The organism is Nocardia sp. NPDC020380 (assembly GCF_044386975.1).
Lineage (GTDB): Bacteria > Actinomycetota > Actinomycetes > Mycobacteriales > Mycobacteriaceae > Nocardia.
In genome coordinates this window covers 26,005-47,902 of the sequence record NZ_JBIRVQ010000014.1, presented here as the reverse complement: position 1 = coordinate 47,902, position 21,898 = coordinate 26,005, and the positions used below count along the sequence as shown (strand labels likewise).

The 21,898-nt window shown below is 65.9% G+C and carries 27 protein-coding genes; 10 read left to right on the top strand and 17 right to left on the bottom strand.

The features are described from left to right. Window positions 1-9: 9 nt before the first annotated feature. From ACH438_RS34005 to ACH438_RS33995, 3 genes are all read right to left on the bottom strand, one after another. Window positions 10-579: a sigma factor-like helix-turn-helix DNA-binding protein gene (locus ACH438_RS34005; RefSeq protein ID WP_397012838.1), complete on the bottom strand. Its 570-nt coding sequence runs from the start codon at window positions 577-579 to the stop codon at window positions 10-12. A 264-nt stretch (window positions 580-843) separates the two neighbouring features. Then, window positions 844-1,152, bottom strand: coding sequence for a putative quinol monooxygenase (locus ACH438_RS34000; RefSeq protein ID WP_397013240.1), 309 nt, complete (start codon window positions 1,150-1,152; stop codon window positions 844-846). 90 nt (window positions 1,153-1,242) lie between these two features. Beyond that, window positions 1,243-2,091, bottom strand: coding sequence for a helix-turn-helix transcriptional regulator (locus tag ACH438_RS33995; RefSeq protein WP_397013238.1), 849 nt, complete (start codon window positions 2,089-2,091; stop codon window positions 1,243-1,245). Between the two features lie 147 nt (window positions 2,092-2,238). Between ACH438_RS33995 and ACH438_RS33990 the strand changes: the two genes are divergently transcribed. Continuing rightward, window positions 2,239-3,009, top strand: coding sequence for an alpha/beta fold hydrolase (locus ACH438_RS33990; RefSeq protein ID WP_397012836.1), 771 nt, complete (start codon window positions 2,239-2,241; stop codon window positions 3,007-3,009). Between the two features lie 11 nt (window positions 3,010-3,020). On the opposite strand, the gene ACH438_RS33985 is transcribed toward ACH438_RS33990, so the two are convergent. Together ACH438_RS33985 and ACH438_RS33980 are read right to left on the bottom strand one after the other, a co-directional pair. Further along, complete coding sequence (locus tag ACH438_RS33985; protein WP_397012833.1) at window positions 3,021-3,791, bottom strand: class I SAM-dependent methyltransferase; 771 nt, start codon at window positions 3,789-3,791, stop codon at window positions 3,021-3,023. Then, the gene (locus ACH438_RS33980) at window positions 3,788-4,240 is read right to left on the bottom strand and encodes a hypothetical protein (protein ID WP_397012831.1); all 453 of its coding nucleotides are present in this window, start codon (window positions 4,238-4,240) and stop codon (window positions 3,788-3,790) included. Before ACH438_RS33980 ends, ACH438_RS33985 begins: the two co-directional genes overlap by 4 nt. Before the next feature lie 115 nt (window positions 4,241-4,355). Here ACH438_RS33980 and ACH438_RS33975 point away from each other — a divergent pair, with 115 nt between their 5' ends. The 3 genes from ACH438_RS33975 to ACH438_RS33965 all read left to right on the top strand — a co-directional run bounded on the left by ACH438_RS33975 (window position 4,356) and on the right by ACH438_RS33965 (window position 7,128). Beyond that, window positions 4,356-4,880, top strand: coding sequence for a pyridoxamine 5'-phosphate oxidase family protein (locus ACH438_RS33975; protein WP_397012829.1), 525 nt, complete (start codon window positions 4,356-4,358; stop codon window positions 4,878-4,880). Window positions 4,881-4,996: 116 nt separating this feature from the next. After that, entirely contained in the window at window positions 4,997-5,374 is a 378-nt protein-coding gene (locus ACH438_RS33970; RefSeq protein ID WP_397012827.1) for a hypothetical protein, read from the top strand. Between the two features lie 164 nt (window positions 5,375-5,538). Then, window positions 5,539-7,128 carry an ArnT family glycosyltransferase gene (locus ACH438_RS33965; protein ID WP_397012825.1) on the top strand — a complete coding sequence of 530 codons (1,590 nt, stop codon included), beginning with the start codon at window positions 5,539-5,541 and terminating at the stop codon, window positions 7,126-7,128. On the opposite strand, the gene ACH438_RS33960 is transcribed toward ACH438_RS33965, so the two are convergent. Together ACH438_RS33960 and ACH438_RS33955 are read right to left on the bottom strand one after the other, a co-directional pair. Then, window positions 7,122-8,027, bottom strand: coding sequence for a phosphotriesterase (locus ACH438_RS33960; protein WP_397012822.1), 906 nt, complete (start codon window positions 8,025-8,027; stop codon window positions 7,122-7,124). The two genes, ACH438_RS33965 and ACH438_RS33960, sit on opposite strands and share 7 nt — an antisense overlap. Beyond that, window positions 8,024-8,449 (bottom strand): carboxymuconolactone decarboxylase family protein, encoded by a 426-nt coding sequence (locus tag ACH438_RS33955; protein WP_397012820.1) that lies wholly within the window; start codon window positions 8,447-8,449, stop codon window positions 8,024-8,026. The genes ACH438_RS33960 and ACH438_RS33955 overlap by 4 nt, the downstream gene beginning before the upstream one ends. 80 nt (window positions 8,450-8,529) lie before the next feature. Between ACH438_RS33955 and ACH438_RS33950 the strand changes: the two genes are divergently transcribed. Continuing rightward, a complete protein-coding gene (locus ACH438_RS33950; RefSeq protein WP_397012818.1) occupies window positions 8,530-9,111 on the top strand; it encodes a CGNR zinc finger domain-containing protein in 582 nt (193 codons plus the stop codon). A 64-nt stretch (window positions 9,112-9,175) separates the two neighbouring features. Next, entirely contained in the window at window positions 9,176-10,288 is a 1,113-nt protein-coding gene (locus tag ACH438_RS33945; protein ID WP_397012816.1) for an ABC transporter substrate-binding protein, read from the top strand. Between the two features lie 3 nt (window positions 10,289-10,291). Here the strand turns inward: ACH438_RS33945 and ACH438_RS33940 are convergent, their stop codons facing one another. Beyond that, complete coding sequence (locus tag ACH438_RS33940; RefSeq protein WP_397012814.1) at window positions 10,292-11,155, bottom strand: MerR family transcriptional regulator; 864 nt, start codon at window positions 11,153-11,155, stop codon at window positions 10,292-10,294. Window positions 11,156-11,282: 127 nt separating this feature from the next. On the opposite strand from ACH438_RS33940, the gene ACH438_RS33935 reads away from it, so the two are divergent. The 3 genes from ACH438_RS33935 (at window position 11,283) to ACH438_RS33925 (ending at window position 13,162) form a co-directional block, all read left to right on the top strand. Next, complete coding sequence (locus ACH438_RS33935; protein WP_397012812.1) at window positions 11,283-11,678, top strand: hypothetical protein; 396 nt, start codon at window positions 11,283-11,285, stop codon at window positions 11,676-11,678. A gap of 31 nt (window positions 11,679-11,709) precedes the next feature. Continuing rightward, entirely contained in the window at window positions 11,710-12,495 is a 786-nt protein-coding gene (locus tag ACH438_RS33930) for an alpha/beta fold hydrolase (RefSeq protein WP_397012810.1), read from the top strand. 280 nt (window positions 12,496-12,775) lie between these two features. After that, the gene (locus tag ACH438_RS33925; protein ID WP_397012808.1) at window positions 12,776-13,162 is read left to right on the top strand and encodes a hypothetical protein; all 387 of its coding nucleotides are present in this window, start codon (window positions 12,776-12,778) and stop codon (window positions 13,160-13,162) included. A gap of 2 nt (window positions 13,163-13,164) precedes the next feature. Here ACH438_RS33925 and ACH438_RS33920 read toward each other — a convergent pair whose 3' ends face one another. The 5 genes from ACH438_RS33920 to ACH438_RS33900 form a co-directional block, all read right to left on the bottom strand. After that, window positions 13,165-13,605 (bottom strand): hypothetical protein, encoded by a 441-nt coding sequence (locus ACH438_RS33920; RefSeq protein ID WP_397012806.1) that lies wholly within the window; start codon window positions 13,603-13,605, stop codon window positions 13,165-13,167. 132 nt (window positions 13,606-13,737) lie between these two features. Further along, entirely contained in the window at window positions 13,738-14,124 is a 387-nt protein-coding gene (locus ACH438_RS33915) for a hypothetical protein (protein ID WP_397012804.1), read from the bottom strand. An 896-nt stretch (window positions 14,125-15,020) separates the two neighbouring features. Next, window positions 15,021-15,308, bottom strand: coding sequence for a hypothetical protein (locus tag ACH438_RS33910; RefSeq protein ID WP_397012802.1), 288 nt, complete (start codon window positions 15,306-15,308; stop codon window positions 15,021-15,023). Between the two features lie 63 nt (window positions 15,309-15,371). Next, window positions 15,372-16,022, bottom strand: coding sequence for an MspA family porin (locus ACH438_RS33905; RefSeq protein ID WP_397012800.1), 651 nt, complete (start codon window positions 16,020-16,022; stop codon window positions 15,372-15,374). A gap of 141 nt (window positions 16,023-16,163) precedes the next feature. Continuing rightward, the gene (locus ACH438_RS33900) at window positions 16,164-16,979 is read right to left on the bottom strand and encodes a helix-turn-helix transcriptional regulator (protein ID WP_397012798.1); all 816 of its coding nucleotides are present in this window, start codon (window positions 16,977-16,979) and stop codon (window positions 16,164-16,166) included. Window positions 16,980-17,090: 111 nt separating this feature from the next. Between ACH438_RS33900 and ACH438_RS33895 the strand changes: the two genes are divergently transcribed. Then, complete coding sequence (locus ACH438_RS33895; protein WP_397012796.1) at window positions 17,091-18,233, top strand: MFS transporter; 1,143 nt, start codon at window positions 17,091-17,093, stop codon at window positions 18,231-18,233. A gap of 839 nt (window positions 18,234-19,072) precedes the next feature. On the opposite strand, the gene ACH438_RS33890 is transcribed toward ACH438_RS33895, so the two are convergent. From ACH438_RS33890 to ACH438_RS33875, 4 genes are all read right to left on the bottom strand, one after another. Further along, the gene (locus ACH438_RS33890; protein WP_397012794.1) at window positions 19,073-19,918 is read right to left on the bottom strand and encodes a hypothetical protein; all 846 of its coding nucleotides are present in this window, start codon (window positions 19,916-19,918) and stop codon (window positions 19,073-19,075) included. Window positions 19,919-20,029: 111 nt separating this feature from the next. Then, entirely contained in the window at window positions 20,030-20,167 is a 138-nt protein-coding gene (locus tag ACH438_RS33885) for a hypothetical protein (protein ID WP_397012792.1), read from the bottom strand. Between the two features lie 97 nt (window positions 20,168-20,264). Next, the gene (locus tag ACH438_RS33880; protein ID WP_397012790.1) at window positions 20,265-20,627 is read right to left on the bottom strand and encodes a hypothetical protein; all 363 of its coding nucleotides are present in this window, start codon (window positions 20,625-20,627) and stop codon (window positions 20,265-20,267) included. 194 nt (window positions 20,628-20,821) lie between these two features. Continuing rightward, window positions 20,822-21,838, bottom strand: a complete 1,017-nt coding sequence (locus ACH438_RS33875) for an alpha/beta fold hydrolase (RefSeq protein WP_397012788.1) — start codon at window positions 21,836-21,838, stop codon at window positions 20,822-20,824. Window positions 21,839-21,898: the final 60 nt, after the last annotated feature.

Sequence of the window (21,898 nt, the reverse complement as noted above, 5' to 3'; positions counted from 1 at the left end):
CACCGTAGGTCAGGCGGCTTCGAGGATCTCGATGTCGAGTGCGGCGAGTTCCTCGGGGTCGGCGTGCAGGTCGATGGCGGTGACCTGTTCGTCGACGACGGTGAAGGTGAAGACCACCTTCGGGGTGCCGGCGATGGCCCAGACCGCGCCGACCATGCCGTCGATGAGGGCGAGGCGGGTGGCCTTGGCTCGGCCGGCGAAGGTGGTGGCGACGCCGTCGCGGCCGGAAACCAGTGCCTCCGAACCCATTCGGATTCCGGCGGCGTCGGCGCGGAAGACCGCGTCGGGGGCGAGTAGAGACAGCAGGGCCTGGAAGTCGCCGGTGCGGGAGGCGGTCAGGAACGCGTTGACCACCTCGCGCTGACGGCTGGTGTCGGCCTCGGGCGGGGTCGAGACCTGGACCCGTCGCCGGGCGCGGCTGGCCAATTGGCGGGCCGCGGCGGGTGTTTTGTTGAGGATCGGGCCGATCTCGTCGAACGGGATCGCGAACAGGTCGTGCAGCACGAAGGCCAGGCGTTCGGCCGGGGTCAGGGTATCGAGCACGATGAGCAGTGCGAGGCCGATCGAATCTGCCTGCAATGCTTCGTGTTCAGGGCCCGGGCCGGTCGGGGAGACGGAACGAAATCCGTTCCGACGGAAAGGAAGAACTCATGTTGCTCTTGCTCGGAATGGCGGCACTCGCGGCACTCGGCGTAGCCGGGGGAGCGGCCGGCAGCAGCGCGCTGCAGGGAATGGCGACGGGCCAGGGCCCGCACTGAGGGTCTGAGGTGACGGCAGCCAAGAAAGCACACGAAAGATCGACGGCCCGAATCGATTTCAGGCCGTCGCTCTTCGTAATCCCTGCTACCCCGAGGTGTGGCCGTGCACGTGGACGGCGTGGCCGTAGAAGCCTTCCGGTCGCTGAGCCAGCAGCGCGGGGACTTCGCTGGATGCCGCGACAACCGCCTCGGAACGAGTGGTCGCGTCGTGCGCATCCTTGTCGACCCACAGCTGGGTCAGCCAGATCGTATCGGGATCGTCGAAGGCGTTATTGATGCTGAAGCCGACCAACCCGCCTTCCGTGCCGCCTGCCCGTAATCCCCTGAGCAGCACCGCGATCAGCTCATCCCGCCGACCCGGAATTGCGGTCATCTTCCCAAAAACACTGAACATATTCTCGCTGGACACGTTCGCCCTTTCGCGTGATCGATCTGCGTCCGAGCTTACGTGTGCCGCTCGGTCTTCGAAGGCCGTGCGGGGGTCTTATCGGTGACTGCGGTGGGCGGTCTCCGGGCCGATGGCACGCAGGATCTCGAGAGCTTCGATGCTGTTGGATCCGGGCGGCGGTGTGAAGATGCGGAGGCGCTGGTCGGCTGCTTCGGTGTGCAGGATTTCGAAGTCGAATTCGACGGGGCCGACAGTGGGGTGCACGACGCGCACATGGTGGCTGCGGCGGATGGCGACTTCGTGCTCGTTCCACAGCGTGGCGAACTCTTCGCTGGCTGCCTCGAGCCGTGCGATCAGGTCGGTCGCGGGCTGATCGTAGCCGCGGTGGGTCGCGGCGGCGCGCAGGTCTGCGACGCGGACGCGGCTGAGGTGGTCATGGTCCTCGGTGGGATAAGCCTCGCGCACTTGAGGATTGGTGAACCAGCGCCAGGTGATATTGCGATCCTGCTCCTCGAGGGTGCACACGCAGCCGAAAAGTGCTTCGGCCAAGGCATTTTGCGCGAGCAGGTCACCGAGGTCGGTGATGAGCTGGGCCGGGGTGTCGCCGAGCCGGTCGAGTAGACAGAGCAGCGCGGGGCGGACGTAATTTCCGGCGCGCGGTCCTTCGGGCGGGCGGTGGCCTGCCAGCAGGTAGAGGTGATCGCGTTCGTCCTCGGTCAAGCGCAGCGCTCGGGCGAGCGCGCCCAGCAGCTGGGTCGACGGCTGGGAGCTGCGCGCCTGCTCGAGCCGCATCACGTAGTCGGCCGAAACACCGGCCAGCTGGGCCAGTTCCTCGCGGCGCAGGCCGGGCGTGCGACGCCGCGGGCCCGCGTCCAGGCCGACCTCCTGGGGCCGGAGCCGCTCGCGGGAACGGCGGAGGAAGTCCGCCAGTTTGGCCCTGTCCATTGTCATGTCTTCCATCTTCGGCGGTCGGGTCGGCGCGTGCCGCGTCGGCTAGGAGAGCCGATCCTAGGGAATCCGCTCCGCTCCTCATTGCCACCGAGTGCTGGCAACGTCTTTGGGGCAAGCAGTTCTACGAAAGGGGAGTTGGTCATGCGGGAGATTTCAGTGGGCGCAGCGGTGGTGCCGTACCGGGTGCTGGGTGCGGGCCGGCCGCTGGTCATGGTCCACGGTGGCAGCCGAGGTTCGCAGGTCTGGGACCACATCGCCGAGACATTCGTGGATACCAGAACTGTTGTGCTGCCGGATCTTTCGGGCAGCGATGCGGCGCGTGACGACGGCGGTGCGCTGAGTGTCGAGTTGCTCGCCGAGCAGGTCGCCGCCGTGATCTCCGATCTCGGGCAGGGGCCCGCCGATGTGGTCGGACATTCCATGGGTGGCGCGGTGGTCGCCCGGCTTGCCGCGGTCCGGCCCGGTCTGGTCCGCCGCCTCGTGCTGGTCTCGGGATGGACCGGACAGGGGTTGCAACACCAGACCCAGGCATTGTCGCTGTGGCGCGACCTTGCCGATCACGCCGACGCTTTCGCCCGATACACGATGCTGGTGGCCTTCAGCCCCGCGTACCTGCAATCCCTCGACCCGGCGGCCGTGGCCGAACTCGCGACGTCCTACCGACCCGCGACCGGAAGACTCCGGCAGATCGGTCTCGCCAACAGGCTCGACGTCCGCGATCTGCTGCCGCAGATCCAGGCGCCGGCGCTGGTGATCGGTTGCGCCGCCGATGTATTGGTCCCCGCGGCATACTCGCGCGAGGTGAGCGCCGATATCCCGGATGCCACCTACGCCGAGATCGACGCCGGACACATCGTGATGGCCGAGCAGCCGGCCGAACTCGCGAAGCTCGTCCGCGATTTCATCGGCTGAATCCGGTCGCGCTATCCGATGCGGACCGTGCGCAGTACTCCCGTCAGCATCGGGAGCACGAATTCGCCGCTGTTGGTCTCCGGCCTGCTCGCGAGGTAGGCGCGGATGCGGGCGAGCGTCGCCTGTCGTTCGTGCTCTGACATGACCAACATCCCTGCGCGCGTTGCGATTGTCGCGACGAGGGATTCCGCGGTGCGCGGTTGCCGGTGTGGGAACTCGGCTTGCTCGGGTGAACCGAACCGGGCCGCCACATCTGCTTCGGGGAGATATAAGCCCGCCGTGGCGGCACGCCAGCTGCTGAACGTGTCGCGGGGACCGATGGCCGCGCTTCCACTGACCCGTTCGAGTCCGGCGACCCAGTCGACGCGGTCGTCCATGACATTCCACAACCCCGCCAGGATCCCGCCGGGCGCGAGGACCCTTGCTATCTCGGGTCCTGCGATCGCCATATCGAACCAGTGCAGGGCGTTTCCGGCGAGCACGGCGTCGATGGACGCATCCGGCTCGGCACTACCCGCCATGGCACGAACCGCGGGTAGTACGCGGCGTAGCTCGCTCAGCATCGCCGGATCGGGCTCGACCGTGAGGACATCGGCGCCCAGCGCCACCAGTGTGCCGGTGAGCTTTCCGGTTCCGGCCCCGAGATCCAGCACTCGCGGGCCGGGCGCGGAGTCCAATGCCCACCGCACCGCGGCCGGCGCGTAGTCCGGGCGGTGCTCGGCGTACGCGCCCGCTGCCGCGCCGAACGACAGGGCATGACGTTGCCGCACATCCTGTTTCATGTGTTCAGACTATGGGTGATGCGAGCCAGCAGCTGGCGAACCAAGATGCGATGTGCGCCGGAGGTGATCACTGCCGTGCGATACAGGCGGCCGTGGAGGCCGGGGAACTCGGCGTAGGAGCGGGCGCTGAGGACGGTGCCGCCGGATTCGGCGCGCACGCTGAAGATCAATGCATAGCGCGAGAAGCGGTGGCGGCCGGTCAAAGTGAGGTGGTCGTCCGGCACCGATTCGGTGATGGCGAATCCGGGAAGCGTGGCACCCACCTCCGGGATGGTGCCCGACGCACGGCGCGGTTCGGTGCCGACGAGATCGGCGAAGAGGTCGGTCACGCCGAGATTGGCGCCGGCGATCCAGTCGGTCAGCGCCGCCCAGACGGCGGCGGGTGGTGCGGCGACCAGCCGGCGATGTTCATCGATGAAAGGCAGTTCGGTGTAGTCGATTTCGCTCATGCCCATAAGACACAGCACACCACCGCGGGCATGACATGCAATGACCGACATCACCGTGTGCGGCTTCAGACTTCGGCGGCCGAAACTTGTCGGTGGTCGCCGATACGGTGGCTGGATGCGCGAATCGACTGAAGAGCTCACCGAACTGCAGGCCCTGCTCGACGCATCTCTCACCCGATCCACCGCACACCTGCGCTCGATCATCGACTCCGAGCGGAGTCTGACCGCGGAACAGCTCACACGGGTTCTCACCGGCATGTGCACCCTCGCCCTGTCCACGGTGACAGCGACCGGCGAGCCGCGGATCAGCGGCGCCGACGGTCATTTCCTGCACGGCGCATGGCATTTCGGCACCGCGCGCACCGCCGCGAAGGCCAAGCATCTCGCGGCTCGTCCCGTGGCCAGTGTCGCGCATATGCGCGGGGAGGAGCTGGGCGTGTTCACCCACGGCCGGGTCGAGGTCTTGAACCCCGCACACGGTGATCCCGACCCGGCGTGGCCCGAACTGCTCGCCTACTTCAAGGACTTCTACGGCGACGACGCGTTCGATTGGGACAACGACATCGTCTACTACCGGCTACGGCCGCATTGGATGACCGCGTACGCACCCGATCCCGCGAAGATCGCGGCCGCGAGCTGAGGGTGGGTCGCGTCGCCCCGGCGGGACTTCCGCCCGGGGCGATGCGGCCGCCGGCCGGCCGCCATCCGCGCCGGATGCTCGCATTTCGATGGTTCATTCAATCCCCTTTACGGTCGATGACCGATTCACCGACCTATTTGTACCCCTGGTCGTTCACCCCGGTGCACGTTAATCTCGATGATTTTTTACCTATTCATGACGGTGAAATAACCGATCGCGAGGTAATCGCCATGAGTGTGCTACATCGAGTCCCTCGGGACGCCTGTTTTGGTGGCTTGTTAATCGTGGCGCAAGCCACTCCGGGCGGTTCGGATTCGCGTTGCCGATCGGTCTCGCATGCTGAGAGCTGCCCGCTGACCGGCGCATCCTGCGCCTTCTCGCTGTATCCATTTTCGATAGCAGCGCAATTAACCGGCGGGTCACATCACAGTCATCTTGAATTTACAGCCAACGGCTATCGACGCTTTCGGCATTGCATTTGCGGAGCCACCTGATACAACCTATCGTTTCACATCGAGCAATCCGAGCAGGACCGCAGAGCGCTTGCGCTCAACAAGTTCGCTGCCGGGGAGGAATCGGTTCACCAGCGAACAGATACGACGCCACCAGCACATGGATGGCGTCGAGCGTGTCTGTCGGGAAGTTTTGGGGGCAGTTCATGACCGCGGTCATTGCGATTCGCACTGAGCCGGAAAAAACAACGGAGACCCATCCCGAGTTCGCTCTACGCGGAGTCGCGCTCATCGCGGCGCTCGCCACGGTAGTGCTCACGGTGACAGCGGCCCGCTACGACTACTTCGGCGACGAGCTCTACTTCCTCTCCGCCGGCCGCCGGCTCGACTACACCTTCGCCGACCAGGGCGTGGTGGTACCGCTGTTCGCGCACATCGCGGACGTCCTCGCGCCGGGATCGCTGACGGCACTGCGCTTCCCGGCCGTCTTGATGGCCGCGGGCGCGGTCGTGGTGGCCGGGCTGATCGCCTACGAACTCCGCGGCAGCCGCCGCGCACAGCTGCTCGCCGCCGCCACCTACGCCACCTCCAGCCTGATCGCGACCCAGGTTCAGCTGAGCACCTTCGCCTTCGACGCCACCCTCACCGCCGTGATCACCTGGCTGTTCACCCGCTGGGTGCGCACCCGGCAGGACTGGTTGCTCATCGTCGCGGGACTCGTTGCGGCCCTGGACATGCAGGTGAAGTGGATGATCCCGCTGGTCTGGGGTTGCCTCGGGCTGGCCATGATCCTGTGCGGCCCACGGGAGATCCTGCGCCGCCCGGCCCTGTGGGTGTCGACCGGCATCCTGGCCCTGTCCCTGGTCCCGATCCTCTACTGGCAGTCACAGCACAACTGGCCGCAGCTGGCCATGGGCTCGATCATCGGCGCCGAGCAGGACGCCACCGGCTTCGGCCCAGCCGGATTCATTCCGCAGTGGTTGGGCCTGGCCAGCTTCCTGGGCGGGCTGATGATCCTGATCGCGTTCTGGGCCGCGTTCAAACTGGAAGCCTTGCGCCCGTACCGTTTCCTGCCGGCCGCACTGGTGATCATGACCGTGTTCGTCATCTTCACGCACGGCCGGCCCTACTACCCGACCGGCTTCTTCCCCGCCATGTTCGCCTTCGGTGCCGTCGCCTTCTGGCAGCACTACCGCAGAACGTGGCTGAACGTGCTGACGATGCTGGCCGCCGCGGGTTCGGCCCTGGTATTCATCGCCGGACTCACCGTCCTGCCACTGCCCGACAGCTGGCGCAGCCCGACCCACGACGCCCTCGATCTCGGCCTGCAGTCCGCGGTCTTCGGCACCACCAACTGGTCACACCTGGTCTCCGCCGTGGACGCGGGCTACAACACGCTGAGCCCGGAGGAGAAGGCGCACTCCGCCATCGTCGCCCAGGGCTACTGGCAGGCGGGCGCCGTCGAACAGTTCGGCGGTCGATACCACCTGCCCGCCACCTACAGCCCCAGCCGCGGCTTCGGATTCTTCGGCCCGCCACCGAATTCCGCGACCACGATCATCTACGTCGGCCTCGACACCGCCGAGCCCGAGCTGCGCACCCATTTCGACGAGGTCGAACGCGTCGCCCAGCTCGACGACCCCAAGGGCACCCCCGGCATCGACCGCATGGTCGCCGTCTGGAAATGCCAAGGGCCGAAACAACCGTGGTCCACCATGTGGGACTCCATGACCACCCTGTACTTCGACCTGGGCCTATGGCACGACCCCCGGGCGACCACCCGGCCCACTCACTGAGTGGACCATTGCGTACTGAACGCGCGGGCCGGGTTCGTGATGAACACGGCGGTGGCTGTGTCGGAACCGAATTCGCGTTCGATGCGGGGGCGCAGAGTGTCCAGTAGGTAAGGCATCCCGGGGCCGTCGGCAGTGGATCGCGCCGAGACGGTGACGGTGTCACCGCCGAGCAGGATCCGATCGGTGTGTCCGCTGTCGACGAGGGCTGCGATGTTGTCGATCAGGCGCCAGTCGGTGGCGTGGTGGGCTCGTGAAGGGCCTTCGAAACCGACGAAGGCTCCCGTTGCGGCGACCTGACGGTGGATTGCACTGTCGGGGAACCGATGTAGATGACCGAGTATCACTCGCTCGGGCGGCACGCCGTGGGTTGTGGTGAGCTCGTCGAGTACGGCCAGGGCCGCGGTACCGCCCTCGAGATGGACGCCGAGGGGGGCTCCGGTGGCGTGGTGGGCGGCGGCCGCGGCGGCCAGGACGTGGCGGGTGTGCGCATCGAGGTGATGAAAAGCGCCGGCTACCTTGATGAATCCCGCGCGTACCGGGGTTGCGGTGAGCTGGTGGATGAACAGGTCGGCCAGATCGTCGTAGACGTTCGCCAATTGGGCCGGTACGTAATGCTTGGCCTGATGCAGTCCGGTGGCGGCGATCAGATGCACGCCGGATTGCCGGGACAGCTCGGGGAGATCCTCGAGCCGTTGTCCCAATCCCCATGGTGTCCACTGCGCTACCGCCTGTCCGCCCAGGGCCGCGAACGAATTCAGTTCGTGCAGTGCGGCGTCCGCATCGTCGAGCTCCTGGCCCCGTAGCTGCGGGGAGCGGATGAACAGATGGTCGTGGGCGTTGCAGACGCCGAGGCTCTCCGGTGCGATATCGCCGAGCACGGTCCGGATCGTGGCGCTCACTGGGCCGGCTGTTCGGCCTCGGCGAGCGCGGTCGCGGCCACGCGCAGTCCGGCCAGCGCCTTCGGTACCCCGATGTAGGGGGCGAGGTGGGCGAAGACTTCGAGGATTTCCTCGCGGGTGAGGCCCACTCGCAGTGACGTTTTCACGTGTCCGTTCAGCTGCGGGTCGACGCCGCCGAGAGCGGTCAGGGCGGCCATGTTGACCAGTTGGCGATCCCTCAGCGAGAGGTTTCCGCGCAGGTAGGTGCCGCCGAACAATGCGGTGACCACCCAGTCCGCGAGGCCGGGGACCAGCTGTTCGAGTCCGGGCAGGGTGGCGAGTTGAGTGGATTCCTCCTGCAGCTGATCCAGCATCCGGTAGCCCTCCTCGCGGTCGAACCGTGCGGGGGTGAGCTGCTCGGACAGGGGAGAAGTGTTCGTCATGATCGGTACCTCTAACAGTTGTAACGGGTGAACCGTTACGAACGTAGCATCTGTAACGGGCGAAGCGTTACACTTTTTTCATGGCAGCAGAGGACAAGTACGCGTTTCGCTTCGACTGCGGCGCCACCTGGCTGAATCTGCTCGCCACCAAAGGCCGTAGCTTCAGCGCGAACCCGGTGGAGCGCATGGACACACCCGCACGGTTCACCGAATGGCTCGACCGCAGCGAACTCCTGCCGCAGCGACCGCCCACCGCTGCCGAGCTCGCCCAGGCCATCCGGCTGCGAGAGACACTGCGCGACTTGGCCTTGGCCACCCTCGAGGAGCGGACACCACCGGGTGACGCGGTCGCGGAACTGAGTGCATTCCTCACCGAACACGATGACCCGGTGCACCTCACCGTCGACGATCGCCTGCAGCGCGAACGGCCGACAACCGCGGGTGACGCCCTCGCCCGGATTGCGCGCCAAGCCGTCGACCACCTGACCGGCGCCGATCGTGCCGGACTGAAGTCGTGCCCCGAACACGACTGCCGGGGCATATTCACCGACCCGCTCGGGCGTCGGCGCTGGTGTCCCTCTCCGGCATGTGCAAGCCGCGGGCGTGTCCGAGCAATGCGCGCGCGTCGCGCCGATGAGGCGTCGGATGCGGCAGGATCCTGAAGCGAGGCAGCGCGAGCAGCTCGGTCGCGGATAGGCCGAATCGTCATATGGGAGAAGCCAGCTCATGAGTACGCCACCATCGCCCACTGGAGTTGAGCAGGCTCGCGAATCGTCCGTCCGGATCGGTGCGCTCGTCCCGCTGACCCGTCCGGGCTGGGTCGAGGCCGGGCAACACCTGCTCGCTGGACTCGAGCTGGGCGTTCGCGAAATCAATGAGGCCGGAGGGATTCTCGGGGCACCGCTCGAGCTGGTAGTTCGAGATACTGCGGCCGATCCGTCCAGGGCCGCGGCGGCCGTCGATGAATTGGCCCGGCTGGGCGTGGCTGCGCTGGCGGGGGAGTATCACAGCGTCGTCGCTCGCGCCGCTGCGGCTCGGGCCGACGCACTGGGCTTGCCGTTCCTCTGCTCATCGGCGGTCCTCGACACACTGACCGAAGAGCCGACGGAATGGGTTGCGCGCCTTGCCCCCGCGCAGTCTCGCAGCTGGCAGGTCTATGCGGACTTCCTTCTCAGCGCAGGCCACACGCGAATCGCCGTGGCAGCGCAGTCGAGTGTCTACTGGGCATCCGGCGTCAGCATTCTGCGGGACTACCTCGGTCCGCGCGGCGGTTCCGTCGTCGAACTCGAGATGAGCGTGCTCACGCCTGCGGCCGTATGCGACGAACTTGTCGTGAATCGCGCGACAGCCCTTCTACTTCTGGTCGGCTACCCCGAGCCGGCCGTGTCGATCGTCAAGGCAGTTCGCGGCGACGACCGCCTCACTGAAATCCTGATCGGCGCACCGGCAGGGCAACCGGAATTCGCCGGGTGGGCGACATCGCTGGGCGGCGACGGCGCGGCGGTTCCGTTCCTGCGCTACCTACCCGAGCGGCTGGGCGCACTCGGTGAACGAGTCGAGAAGGCGCTGCGCGAACAGCTGGATGCAGCGCCGTCCTTCGTTGCTTTCGAGGGCTATGACACGATTGCCGTCCTTGCCGATCTGCTGCGCTCCCAAGGCGCAGACCGGGCGAGCATTGCCGAATCCTGGCCGCACGTCGTGGTAGAAGGCACGCGCGGACAGATCCGGTTCTCCCGCACACCAGGCGTCAGCGTCTGGCAATGGGCGTGGCCGCCGATCCAAGTCGTCGATCGGGATCCAGTGGAAATCAATCGCTTTCGGATCCTTCACGCCGGTTGACGGTTAGTTCACCTCCGCGGGTGACGCCGTGGCCCGGTGCGTGTTCGTGGCGCCGGTGAGGAAGATCGGCCAGCCGATCTCCGTGCACCATTGCGTGGCATCCGGGGTATCGCGCTGACTGACCAAGTAGTACTCGCGAATCGGTCCGGGAACTCCCAGCGCATGACGAGTGACGTGCGCGGCGAGGGTCCCGTACGTGCGGTCGACATCCGCGAGCGACCCGGAATGAGTGATCACAGCGAGTTCGGCTGCGGGAACGTCGATCCCGCGCACCCGCCCCACGGACCGGACGGGGCCGGCGCACGGGACGAAGATCGTCGACTCGCCGCGATGGTCGGTGAACACCTCATCGGAGTAGATCCCGCCGGCCGGACCCGTCGGCGTGAGCTGCTGAGCGGTCAAGGTGGCGTACAGCTCGCCGAGCGCGCCCAGCATCCAGGCCGCGCCGTCGGCGGCGTCGACGACATCGGTGATCGCAGCCGCCGAAGTGGCAGGCACAGCCCGCAATTCAACGGCCGACTCGGCCGGCCCGCTATGAGTCAGCAGATCCCGCAGCTGGTCGACGGCATTCTGCGTGCGCCCGAGCTGCTCCTGCAACCGATCCAGATGCGCCACGATCCGCGCATTGCGCGCGGTGGGATCCGCGGTGGCCAGCACGGCCTGAATCTCCTCGAGCGGCATATCGAGATCGCGGAACCGCCGCACCACCTGCGCGACACCCAGCTGATCGGTGGTGTATCTGCGGTAGCCGGTGTGCGGATCGATATCGGCCGGGGCGAGCAGTCCGATCTGGTGATAGTGCCGCAAGGTCTTCACGGTCAGATGGGTGGCACGGGAGAAGTCACCGATGGACATGTACGCGGTCATGGCATCCATTGTGGAGTCTCCCACTAGGGGAGAGTTTGCCCGAGGATTCGGCTTGACCGTCCCGCCGTGGCACCACCGATCGTAATTCCAGCGGCCCACCAGGGGCCCACGGAAGGACATCACCGCCATGACGAACACCGCCGCATCCCTCGACCTCATCCTCGTCGACCGCTACACCGCGCTCTGGAACGAGCCGGACGTCGAACTGCGCCGCCGGGCCATCGCCGAGCTGTGGACCGCCCACGGCGTCGAGTACGTCGAGGGCGCACGATTCAGCGGTCGTGATGCGCTCGACACCCGAGTTGCCGAGGCGTACAACGCATTCGTCGCGACCGGCCTCTACCGCGCCGCCAATGCCGCCGACGCCCACCGCCACGACGACCTCGTCACCTTCACCATCCAGCTGATCGGTGCAGAGACGGGCGAAATCGCCTGGGCAGCACGCATATTCCTGCTCCTCGACGCCGACAGCAAGATCCGCGAGGACTACCAGCTCACCGTCCAGCCACTCGCCGCCCAGTAACCACAAGCCTTCCCATAATCAGGAATCCCCAATGTCGTACTTCTCCGTGCCCGACGGAACCGAACTCTTCTACCGCGACTACGGCACCGGCACCCCCGTCGTGTTCGTGCACAGCATGCTGATGTCCAGCGATATGTGGCAACACCAGATGCTGCACCTGACCGAACACGGCCACCGCGCCATCGGCTACGACCGCCGCGGCCACGGCCGATCCGACGACCCCGGCACCGGCTACGAATTCGACACCCTCGCAGACGATCTCGCCGCACTCCTGACCCACCTCGACCTGACCGACGTGACCTTGATCGGCCACTCGATGGGTGGCGGCGAAGTAATCCGCTACCTCACCCGCCACGGCAGCGACCGCATCAGTCGCATAGCCCTCGTCGGCGCCACTGCCCCACACCTCAACGCCGCCCCCGAGATCGTGACCGGCCTCCTGAGCCAATTCCGCACCGACTACGCCCAATGGGTCACCGACAACGCCGCCCTCTCCTTCGGCGATCGCGCCATCCCCCAACTCGAGAAAGACGCAACCATCCGCGACTGGATGCGCGTATCCCTCCACGCCGCAATCGAATGCAGCCGAATCAACCTCGCAGCCGACTTCCGCACCGAGGCAACCCGAATCACCGTCCCGACCCTGATCCTCCACGGCGACCACGACGCCTTCGCCCCTCTCCAAACCTGCGGACAACACTCCGCCAACCTGATCCCCGACAGCAAACTCATCGTCTACAAAAACGCCTCCCACATGCTCCACCTCTCCCACCGCACCCAACTCAACCGGGACCTCCAAGAGTTCGCGCAGTCCTAGCGCGCAACTTCCTCGATTCCCCACTGTCCGCCCGCCGAGACGGAACAATCCCCCTATGAGTGTCGAGGATGTGCCGAACCGGGTAGCCGATAAGGCAGCCGAGCCCCCCGCGCGACCCCTGGACCGACGTGATCATCCCCCTGACCGCCATCGCAACGGCCCTCACCGCACCACGCCTACTACGCGCAACCCGCCGCCGCTACCGCAAACGACACCATTGACCGAAGTCATTCCTCGCAGGGAATCGCCGCCTCGAATCTCGGACGTCAAAGTTGGAACCATGATCGAGCCAAACATCCTGCACTACACCAGAATCGAGACAGTGCCCGGCGGCGGTTCGAAGTTCGCCGACGACAGCACCTCCCTCACGGTCCGCCCCGTAGCAGTCGGCACGGCCCCCATGGCAACCGGCGAATTACCTTCCGCCCAAGCAGTATTCGTACGCAGCGGCGAATTCGACAGCACGCCCCACCCGGCCCCGGCCCGCCAGTGGGTAGTGATGATCCGTGGAACGATCGAAGTAACCACCACAGCAGGAGAAAAACGAGTCTTCGCCCCAGGAGACCTACTGCTGGTCTCCGACACCGAAGGCCTCGGCCACAGCACCCTCGCCTTGGGCTCGCCACCCTTCGAAGCCCTCTTCCTCCCGGCCCCCGACCACGCCTGAACTCAGTTGCCGGCTATCGGATATCGGGAAGCGATCCTGAGCGAAACCGAATTGGGCTCGACCGAGCAATCAGGATATTCGATGCTTCGATTCACATCGAAGGCGTCATCACCCTTGGGGTGAACGTTGTCTGCGGCGAAGCATCGTCCTCCTTCGCCCTGGCTCAGCGCCCCGAACTTTCCTCCGAACTGAATTTCGGAAACGAATTCCTGCAAGCTTCCCGATCGAAGATCCACGGTCGCATCGAATTCATATACCCGGTCGCAGGATATCTGATACTTGCTGATCTTTGCCGTGGCCGGCAACGTGATTCGGGCCAGCTTCATCGCACCGTCCGGGTCATCGGGTTGGCATTTCGATGTCCGGCCAGGCGCAAGGAGATCGACAGCGACGTACACGACCGGGATAGCAATAGCAACCACCGCGACCGTTGCGACTATCACGAGAATGATCGGAGAGACCGACTTACGCAACAAACACCCCCTGATAGGTGGGAAGAGCCGAACTGCCCCGAACATCGAACTCGCGAGCCAATCCAGCGGTCTGCAACCCTTGCATCCGGTCGTCCGAGATTGTCAGGGGCCCGATCTCGGTGGACTTGCCCCCGTCCCAGTTGTACCTGTCGCGATATCGACCTGCGACTCTATCCGCACCGTCGGTGGCCCACCAGGCTCGGCTGCGGGGTAGACAGTCACAATGCCTCCCACGGAGTAGTCGAAGCCGCCGATCGCACGGAACCAATCGGGGTACTTCTGGGAGTTCGGGTAGAATCCGATCCATCCGGTGCGGAATGGGATCGGTCGTCCATAATCCCCAAATGTCAACGCGCGCACAACAATCGCGGCAACCTCGCGTTGGACCGTCGAATCGACGGCATTCTTGAATTCGGGGATCTCGGACATGAGTTGCTTCGGGTCGATATTCACCGGATCCCCGGTGTCGCCGAGGTAGTGCCGGAGCATGCGCGCAGCCTGTGGCCACTTCACTGATATCGCAGGCAGCGCTTCGAGAATCGCTGCCTTGAAGGCCAGGTCGTCGCCACGGGACCAAATCGGCTGCGATCCCCAGGCCGGGGAGCCTTTGTCATGCGGCTGCCACGAAGGAGCGGCCGGTATTCCCCTGCCGTCGCCTATGTTTCCCGGAGGCGGTGGCGCCGTATCGTCGGGCAGCGGGTCGACCGGTCTATCTACGAGCCGTAGCGAACCTCTGAATGAGGGACTCGCGGCGACGAACGCGCCTGCGGCGATCAGGAGAAGCGGGATGCGCTCATCGAAATCATTACCGCCTGTCTGTCCGGCTCTATCGACCGCCGGCGATGCGGGTGGTTCGCCGGACGGGGGAGATACAGCATCAGGACTCTGGGTATGCGGTTGCTGGGAATCAGGCCTAGTGGCACCAGGATTGGGAGAGTCCGAGTCGGCGGGCACGTCGCCGTCTGTCGGCGGAGGGACTGCCTGAGGCAATGAGGGCTGTGATGAAGGCGGCTGATTGCCTGGCAGAGTAGGTGATTCGGCACCGGGGACCGGCACGATCGGCGTTCCGTTGCCGGGTGGGATCGTCGGCGGGATGAGCGCGCCCGCACCGATTCCGCCGCCACCACCGGGCTGGGAGGGCACGCCTGGTGTTTGCGAGGGCAGTGGTGGCGGGGTGGATACTGTCGGCGGACCGCTCGGCGGCACCGGTGGCGGGGTAGGGACGTCGATGCAAGGCCAGCCCGGGTGCATGGCCTGCCACTGCTCACAGGGCACGTAGCCTTGCGCGGCCGCGGTCGGTGAACCCGACAGAACAATGGCGCCCACGCCCAGGCCGACGGCACCCAAGGTGAGAGTGAGTGCGGCGCAACGTGCGACGCGCGCTCTCATCGCCGGCGCTGGCGGGTCTTGGCCTGTTCACGCAAGGTATCGATGCCCCACCAGGTGAGTCGTCCGGCGATGGACATGTAGAGGAAGAACGCGAGATAGACCAGGATGGCGCCGTAATCGTCGGCCCAGCCCGGCATCCGGTTCAGGTTCGCGAACGCCACGATCAGCAGGACCGAACCGAGTGCGAGCCCCCCGATTGCTACGACGGTCGGGTTCACCGGTTCGGTGGCGGAGTCGCCACGGTGTGAGGCTGCGGTCTCGATAGAAGGGGCGGTGTCGGTCATCGGTTTTCACCTTCCAGGGGTACAGCGCTAGCGAAAGTCGAAGTGGTTGGGGTGTCGGATGTTTCAGAGCCAGATGGGGTCGCCGTAGACGGAGAGGTTGTTGTCGGCGCCCGGGCTGGAGATGGCGGCGGTGGCGAAGGAGCGGATGGTGACCGGGCCTGCGCAGGCGTCGACTTTGATCTCGACTTGTTCGGCGGTGATCGAGGCGCGGGCTCCGGCAAGGGGTTTGGATCCGAAGGCGACGGTGGCGATGCGGCCGGGTTGCAGGGTGGTGGAGATGTTCGGGTTGACCGAGGCCTGTCCGCCGATGGTCACGCCGGGGAATTGGGAGATGGTGACCGAGGCGTTGGGTCCGATCGAGAATCCCATTCCGAGGGTGAGGCCGCTGGAAACGTCGACCGCGCAGCCGATCTGGTAGCCGAGGGTGATGGTGCCGCCGGTGATCGGTTGCGTGCCTTTGCCGGTGATCTCGGCGATCGCCTTGAGTGAGACGAAGCCTTCGCGGCTGACGGGGGAACTGGCCAGATTCGGCCAGCGGTCGAGGTTCTCGGCGGTCTTGGTGACCGCGAGGGTCCAGCCGTCATCGGTGACTGTCTCGCGGTACTTTTCGGCCACCGGGTCCGCCCCGGCCGACCCGGCACTCCACACGAGGGCCGCAACAGTGGTGGAGAACGTGGCGCATGCACCGGCGATGCTGATCTTTCGAATGCCCATCGGCAGTTTCCTCCCACATAATCCTGCCGAGCAAACTCTCAGCAAACTCACCGAGAGGCTTGCATGGTGCCGCGACTTATAGAAGGGCAAAGTGAGAGCAATCACCTTTGTTGTCAGCTGAGGTTCAGATCACTCGCCCCGTTAGGCGTTCCGGACCAGAGTGGTTAGGCGCTCCGCGGTTTCGGGGTCGGCGGCGGTGCGGACGAGGAAGTGGAGGCTGGGGTCGTCGGCGGCGATGAGTTTGGATTGTTCGAGGGTCAGGGGGCCTGCTGTCGGGTGGTGCAGGATGCGCAGGGTGGGGGTGAAGCCGGCTATGTCGTGGCGGTCCCACCAGGTGCCGAAGGGGTCGATGGGGCGTAGGGCGTCGACGATTTCGGTGAAACGGGGGTCGCCGGGGTGGCGGTCGGCTTCGGCACGGAATTCGGCGAGGATGCGGCGGGCGTGGGTTTCCCAGTCCTGCAGCATGGTTCGGATGGGTTGCCAGGCGAAATAGAGTTCGAGGGTGTTGGCGTGGGCGTCGCCGATGTCGAAGAGGGCGCGTTCGGCGCGGTTGCGGGCGAGGATGTCGCCGTGGCAATCGCGCAGGCTCGCGGGGGAGGGGTCGAACGCGTCTAGTACCGCCCGCAGGCGTGCGCTCACCACCGGAGGATCGGAGACTGGGGTTTCGCTCGGGGAACCTGCGAGGCGGAATAGATGCTGGTGCTCGAGCTGGTTCAGTTGCAGGGTGCGGGCCAGCGCTTCGAGCACTTGCCGCGAGACGTTGATGTCGCGGCCCTGCTCGAGCCAGGTGTACCAGGACAGGCTGACTCCGGACAGTTGCGCGACTTCTTCCCGGCGCAGGCCCGGCGTGCGCCGGCGAGGTGAGCCCGGCAGCAGGAAGGATGCCGGATCGAGCCGCTCGCGGCGGGATCGTACAAAGGCGCCCAGGGTGCGGCGCCGGTCGTGCTCGAGAGTCATGGCCGACCAACCGTAGCAGGGCATTCGATGTCAACCGTCGTGCCTGGTGGTGGATTTACCAGGATGATCGGTGGCCTGGCTGGGCCTCCGCCTGGGACCGAGAGTGGGACGGTGACGATCACCCGAACACCTCAGGCCACCACGTCGCCGCCGCGGGCGCTGCTCGCAGCCTCCTATTTCGCGAATGTCGACCGCTTCGCGGTGGCACCGCTACTGGTGGTGATAGCGGCTGCGATGCACGCGCCGCTATCGGACGTCGCATTGGCGGCGAGCGGCTACGCCTTCGCCTATGGCGGATCCCAAGTGGTGTGGGGGCTGCTGTCCGATCGTCTGGGTCGATTGCCGGTGCTGCGCATCGCATTGGTGGGTGCGGGGCTGAGCGGGCTGGCATCAACGATGGCCCCGACCTTGACGGTATTGATCGCACTGCGCATCCTCACCGGTGCCTTCGTCGGAGCGATCGTGCCGGCCTCGATCGACTCCGTCGCGCCGCGAGAGCGCCAGCAAGCGTTGTCGGATCTGATGGCCGCCACCGGCTCCGCAACAGCGACAGCCACCCTGATCGCAGGTGTAGTCGCCCAATTCTCCAGTTGGCGTGTAGTTTTCGCGATCCCGGCAATCGCCTTGGGCCTACTCGTGTTCACCCTGCGCGGCCTGCCCGAACCGGCGCGAGAATCCGGCGGCACCCACTACCGCGACCTACTGCACAGTCGATGGCTGCTGCTCGTACTGCTGCTGGGCTTCGTAGAGGGTGGCCTCCTGCTCGGCGGCGTGACCTACCTGGCGCCCGCGCTGCAACACGACGGCATGGGACTCACCGCGGCCGGCGCGCTGGCGGCGACCTACGGCATCGGCGTCCTGAGCGGCACGCGGATCGTGAAGCCACTCTCGGTACGCCTACCCGCATGGCTGCTGCTGGCCATCGGCGGCTCACTGCTGATCGGCGGATTCACGGTAATGGCGGTGTGGCAGAGCGCAATTGCGTTGACCCTGTCGGCCGTAATCCTCGGCAGCGCCTACTCTTTCATGCATTCCACCCTGCAGACCTGGTCGACATCGGTGCTGCCGCGAGCACGCGGAACCGTAGTCGCGCTCTTCACCGCAGCCCTGTTCGGCGGCAGCGCGGTTTCAACGGCGGTGGTCGCGCCGCTGGCGGGTGACGGCCGCTTCGGAACGATTTTCGCGCTGGCGGCAGTGCTCGGCGTACCGCTCACGCTGGCGGCCGTATTCGGGCGCGCGCGATGGACGGAGTGACAGCGACTACGCCAGTGAGGTTCTCGCCGTTCGGTATGGATGGGGAGAGCGACGCCGAGTGGTACTTCAGCGCGAATTCCTCTCGGCGTTCGTCAAGCTCAGGTGCCACTCGGCCGTCGACCACGCGATGGATACGCCAAGTAGGCAGCCGGTATTAGCGAAACCTCTGCCCGTTGGTCATCGGACGAGTTGCGTAGCCGTTTCGAACCACGAGAGAAGCGGCTGATTCGGGGTATCACCGGCGGGCTCGCCAGGCGGGTTATGGGGAGGAGCCACTGGGCCCACGCTGGTCGAACCGCCGCCGTGTGCGCCGCCTTCGTCGTCCGGTGGGAGCTCGGCTTCGGTGCCGCCACCGCCAGTCCCCCCGCTTTCGCCTCCGCCGGTTCCTCCGCTGCCGCTGTCGCCGCCTGTCCCTCCATCACTGCTTTCGCCGCCACTTGTCCCCCCGCTGCTGCTTTCGCCACCGCCTGCTGTGCCGCCGCCACTTTCGCCGCCACCTGGTGTGCCGCCGCCGGAATCGCCGCTGCCGCCCTCACCGTCGTCGCCGTCGTCCCCGCCGGATGGGCCATCGCTTCCGCCGCTGCTGCCTTCGCCGCCGGTGGTGCCACCGCTCGCTGCTCCGCCGCCGGATGGGCCGCCCGAATCCGCGCTGCCGCTGGAACCGGTTGGGCCGCTGCCGGATTCGCCACCGGTGGTGCCGCTGCCGGGTGCGCCGCCGCCGGAATCGTCTCCGCCCGTGTCGCCGTCGCCGGCTCCTACGCTGTCGCTTACGCCCGGGTGTGGGCTCGGTTCGGTGGAGACGCTGAAGTCTGTCGCCAGCAATACGCCGTTGTCGGTCTCTACGAGTATGCCGTCGCTGACGGCGATCGGGGGATGTCGACTTCGGTTGAGGAGCGGATGTCGTCAATGCATCGGCCCGCGTCGATGCCGAATTCGATGGAGAGGCCGGCGAGTATCAGTAGCGTGCCTGCGAGACTGGTTACGGGGGTGAATTCGAGGGCTACGCCCCACGCGATGAGCACGCTGCCGACGGCGGCACCGCAGTGTGCGACGGCGTCCTTCTTCTGGGGGTCGGTCTGCGATGTGCCGGCCGAAAGGCCTGTCGCCAGGATGCGTGCCGGTTGCGGTGGTGTGGTTTCCCCGAACGGCTGCGCGATGTGAGCAGAGGCCAACTGCTGCAGCACCTCATCGCACGTGCTGGTTGTGAGACTTGCGAATTCCGGCCCGCCCGGGCGAATCCTGTCCACTGCTTCCGCGGTCAACAGCAGTAGCTGATCGTGTTGCACGTCGTAGCACAGGACAGGATCCGGATCGCTGCCCGGCGCCTTCGCTCCGGCGCGACCCCAATCTCGCCATAACGCTGAATATCGGTCGAAAGTCGCTGTGTCACCGGAGGTTGCGGCGGAGTGCAGCAGGGTGAGGAGAATCGGCTCGAGGCCGACCGATGACTTCTCCTGCTGGCAGACGTTCGACAGTGGTGTGAGGAGAGCTGCCCGGACCTGCGGAAATCTCGCAATCTGCCCCAGTATGCACAGTGCCGCATTGCGATACGCCAGCATGAACCCTGTCAGCTCCGGCAGACTCTGCGCACCTTGCGCCAGATACAGCCGAGGCAATCGCCCCAGCGCATCCTCCGGATTGAACGTGCATACCCGCGCTTTGCGCCCATAGATGACTGGCGCCATGGTCTTCTCCTCGAGCTGCGAACGTGTCTGCCCGGTACTCCGCCGAACCCACACCACGTCCGCAGCCATTCTCCCGCACGGGACCTCTTTCCCAGTCCGAATCGGCTCCCGCTATAGGCGCAATCGATCCAATGCCGACCGGCGGGCATCGTCTGCGGGGCGGTAGATCACCAGCTGCTGGTCCGGATCCTGCAGTGGCATCAGTACTTCGAAATGCACGGCGATTCCGTATCTCTGCACCGAGCTCATGGATGGCCGAAATGCTCAGGTGGAGAAGGGTGTTCGTCCTCGACGATGACGCTCGGATCTCTGGCAGGTAGCAGAGATCCGAGCGTCATCAACCTGACTACGGGTTGTAGATCTCCACGAAGGCGTTGGTGGCGATGGCGACGACGCCGGGACCCATCCCGGTGCACGCCGCCGTCGTCCGCTGACCCGAGGGTGTGAACGGGTAGCTCAGGACCTTGTACTGCCCGATGGAGTAGAGCGGGAACGGCCCGCTGGCGTAGAGCCCGACGCAGTCGAGATGCAGGACATAGTTGCTGCCACCGTCGGGTTGGCAGACGGCCGAGGCGTCGAACAGCCCCTTGCTGACGGCACAGTCCTGCGGTGCGGCTTGCGCGGTCCCCGTTCCGGCAATGGCCGCGAGGCCGAAGCCGGAAATGGCTACGGCGGCAATCTGTGCGGTGACGCTCAACGACCTTCTCATTCGAACCCCTTCATCGCGAGTGGTGTATTCGGTCGAAACGCTCATTTAGGACAAAACGGTAGTTATGTCGACCTAACCCTAGAAACTGAAGCACACCGAAGGCTATCGATCGGCTGCCCCTTGTTGCTGTGGGTTGACACCCGTCGTGTCGAATGGCAAACGTCCGGCTCGATCCCGGCAACCAGCCCGCGTGATCAGCCGAGGAACTGCTCGAGCTCACCGGTCACGAACTGGGGATTCTCCTCGACGAGCCAGTGCCCGGCGTGCGGGACGTCCACGGCACGAACGATATTGGTCAGTCGCGGAGAGACCGTCGCCCGAATCGCATCGAGTTGACCTTGGGCGGTCATGAGCAGGGTCGGAACGGTTGTCGGCGGATCCGCAACGATGTCGCGAACATCCTGGTCCAGCGCGCGATAGAGCTCGAAGCCGCCCGACAGCGCCGCGGGCCGACGGTAAGTACGGGCGAATTCGTCGATTTCGGCATCGCTGAACGGGGATCGCTGCGAGGTGCCGCCGAATGCCGTGCCGCCGAAGGAGACCTGCGGATAGAACATGGCCAGGTACTCGCGAACATGGTCGCCGACAAGCGCTTCGGGAACCCGCGGCTGGGAGTGGAAGGCGATGTGCCAGCTCAGCGTCCGGTAGGTGCGCGCATCGATCGCGGGCCCGGGAAGCGGCAGATCGAGATAGCCGAGACGGGCGGTGTCGGCGGGGAACTGATCGGCGTACTCGAACGCGACAGCGGCGCCGAAGTCGTGGCCGACGACCCGGGTGTTCCGTAAGCCGAGCCGGTCGGCGATCAGAGTGTGCACATACCGGGCCAGGGTGGCCTTGTCGTAGCCGCTCGGCACGCCGGTGCTGTCGCCCAATCCGGGCAGGTCGATGGCATAAACGGTGTGATGTTCGGCGAGCGCGGGCATGATCGGCCACCACCCGTACCAGGTCTGCGGCCAGCCGTGAATCAGCACCACCGGCGTGCCGTGGCCGCCGGTCACATAGTGCATGCGGACACCGTCGACATCGGCGAACTTGTGCTGAAAAGTGTTCTCGAACGTGGGATCCCCGTGCGTGACGGTGGCATAGGCGGGGATGGCGGGTGTGGTCGTAGTGCAGGCTGCGGTTCCCGGCACGAGCAGGATCGCGAGTGCGATCATGGCGACCGCGCGCGTCGAGCGGAGCAAGCCGAGCGGCCGGATTGCGGTGGTCATCGAGACTCCTACTGTCGGAATGGCTTCAGCCTCATCCGGCACGCCACGATCTGGCACGCG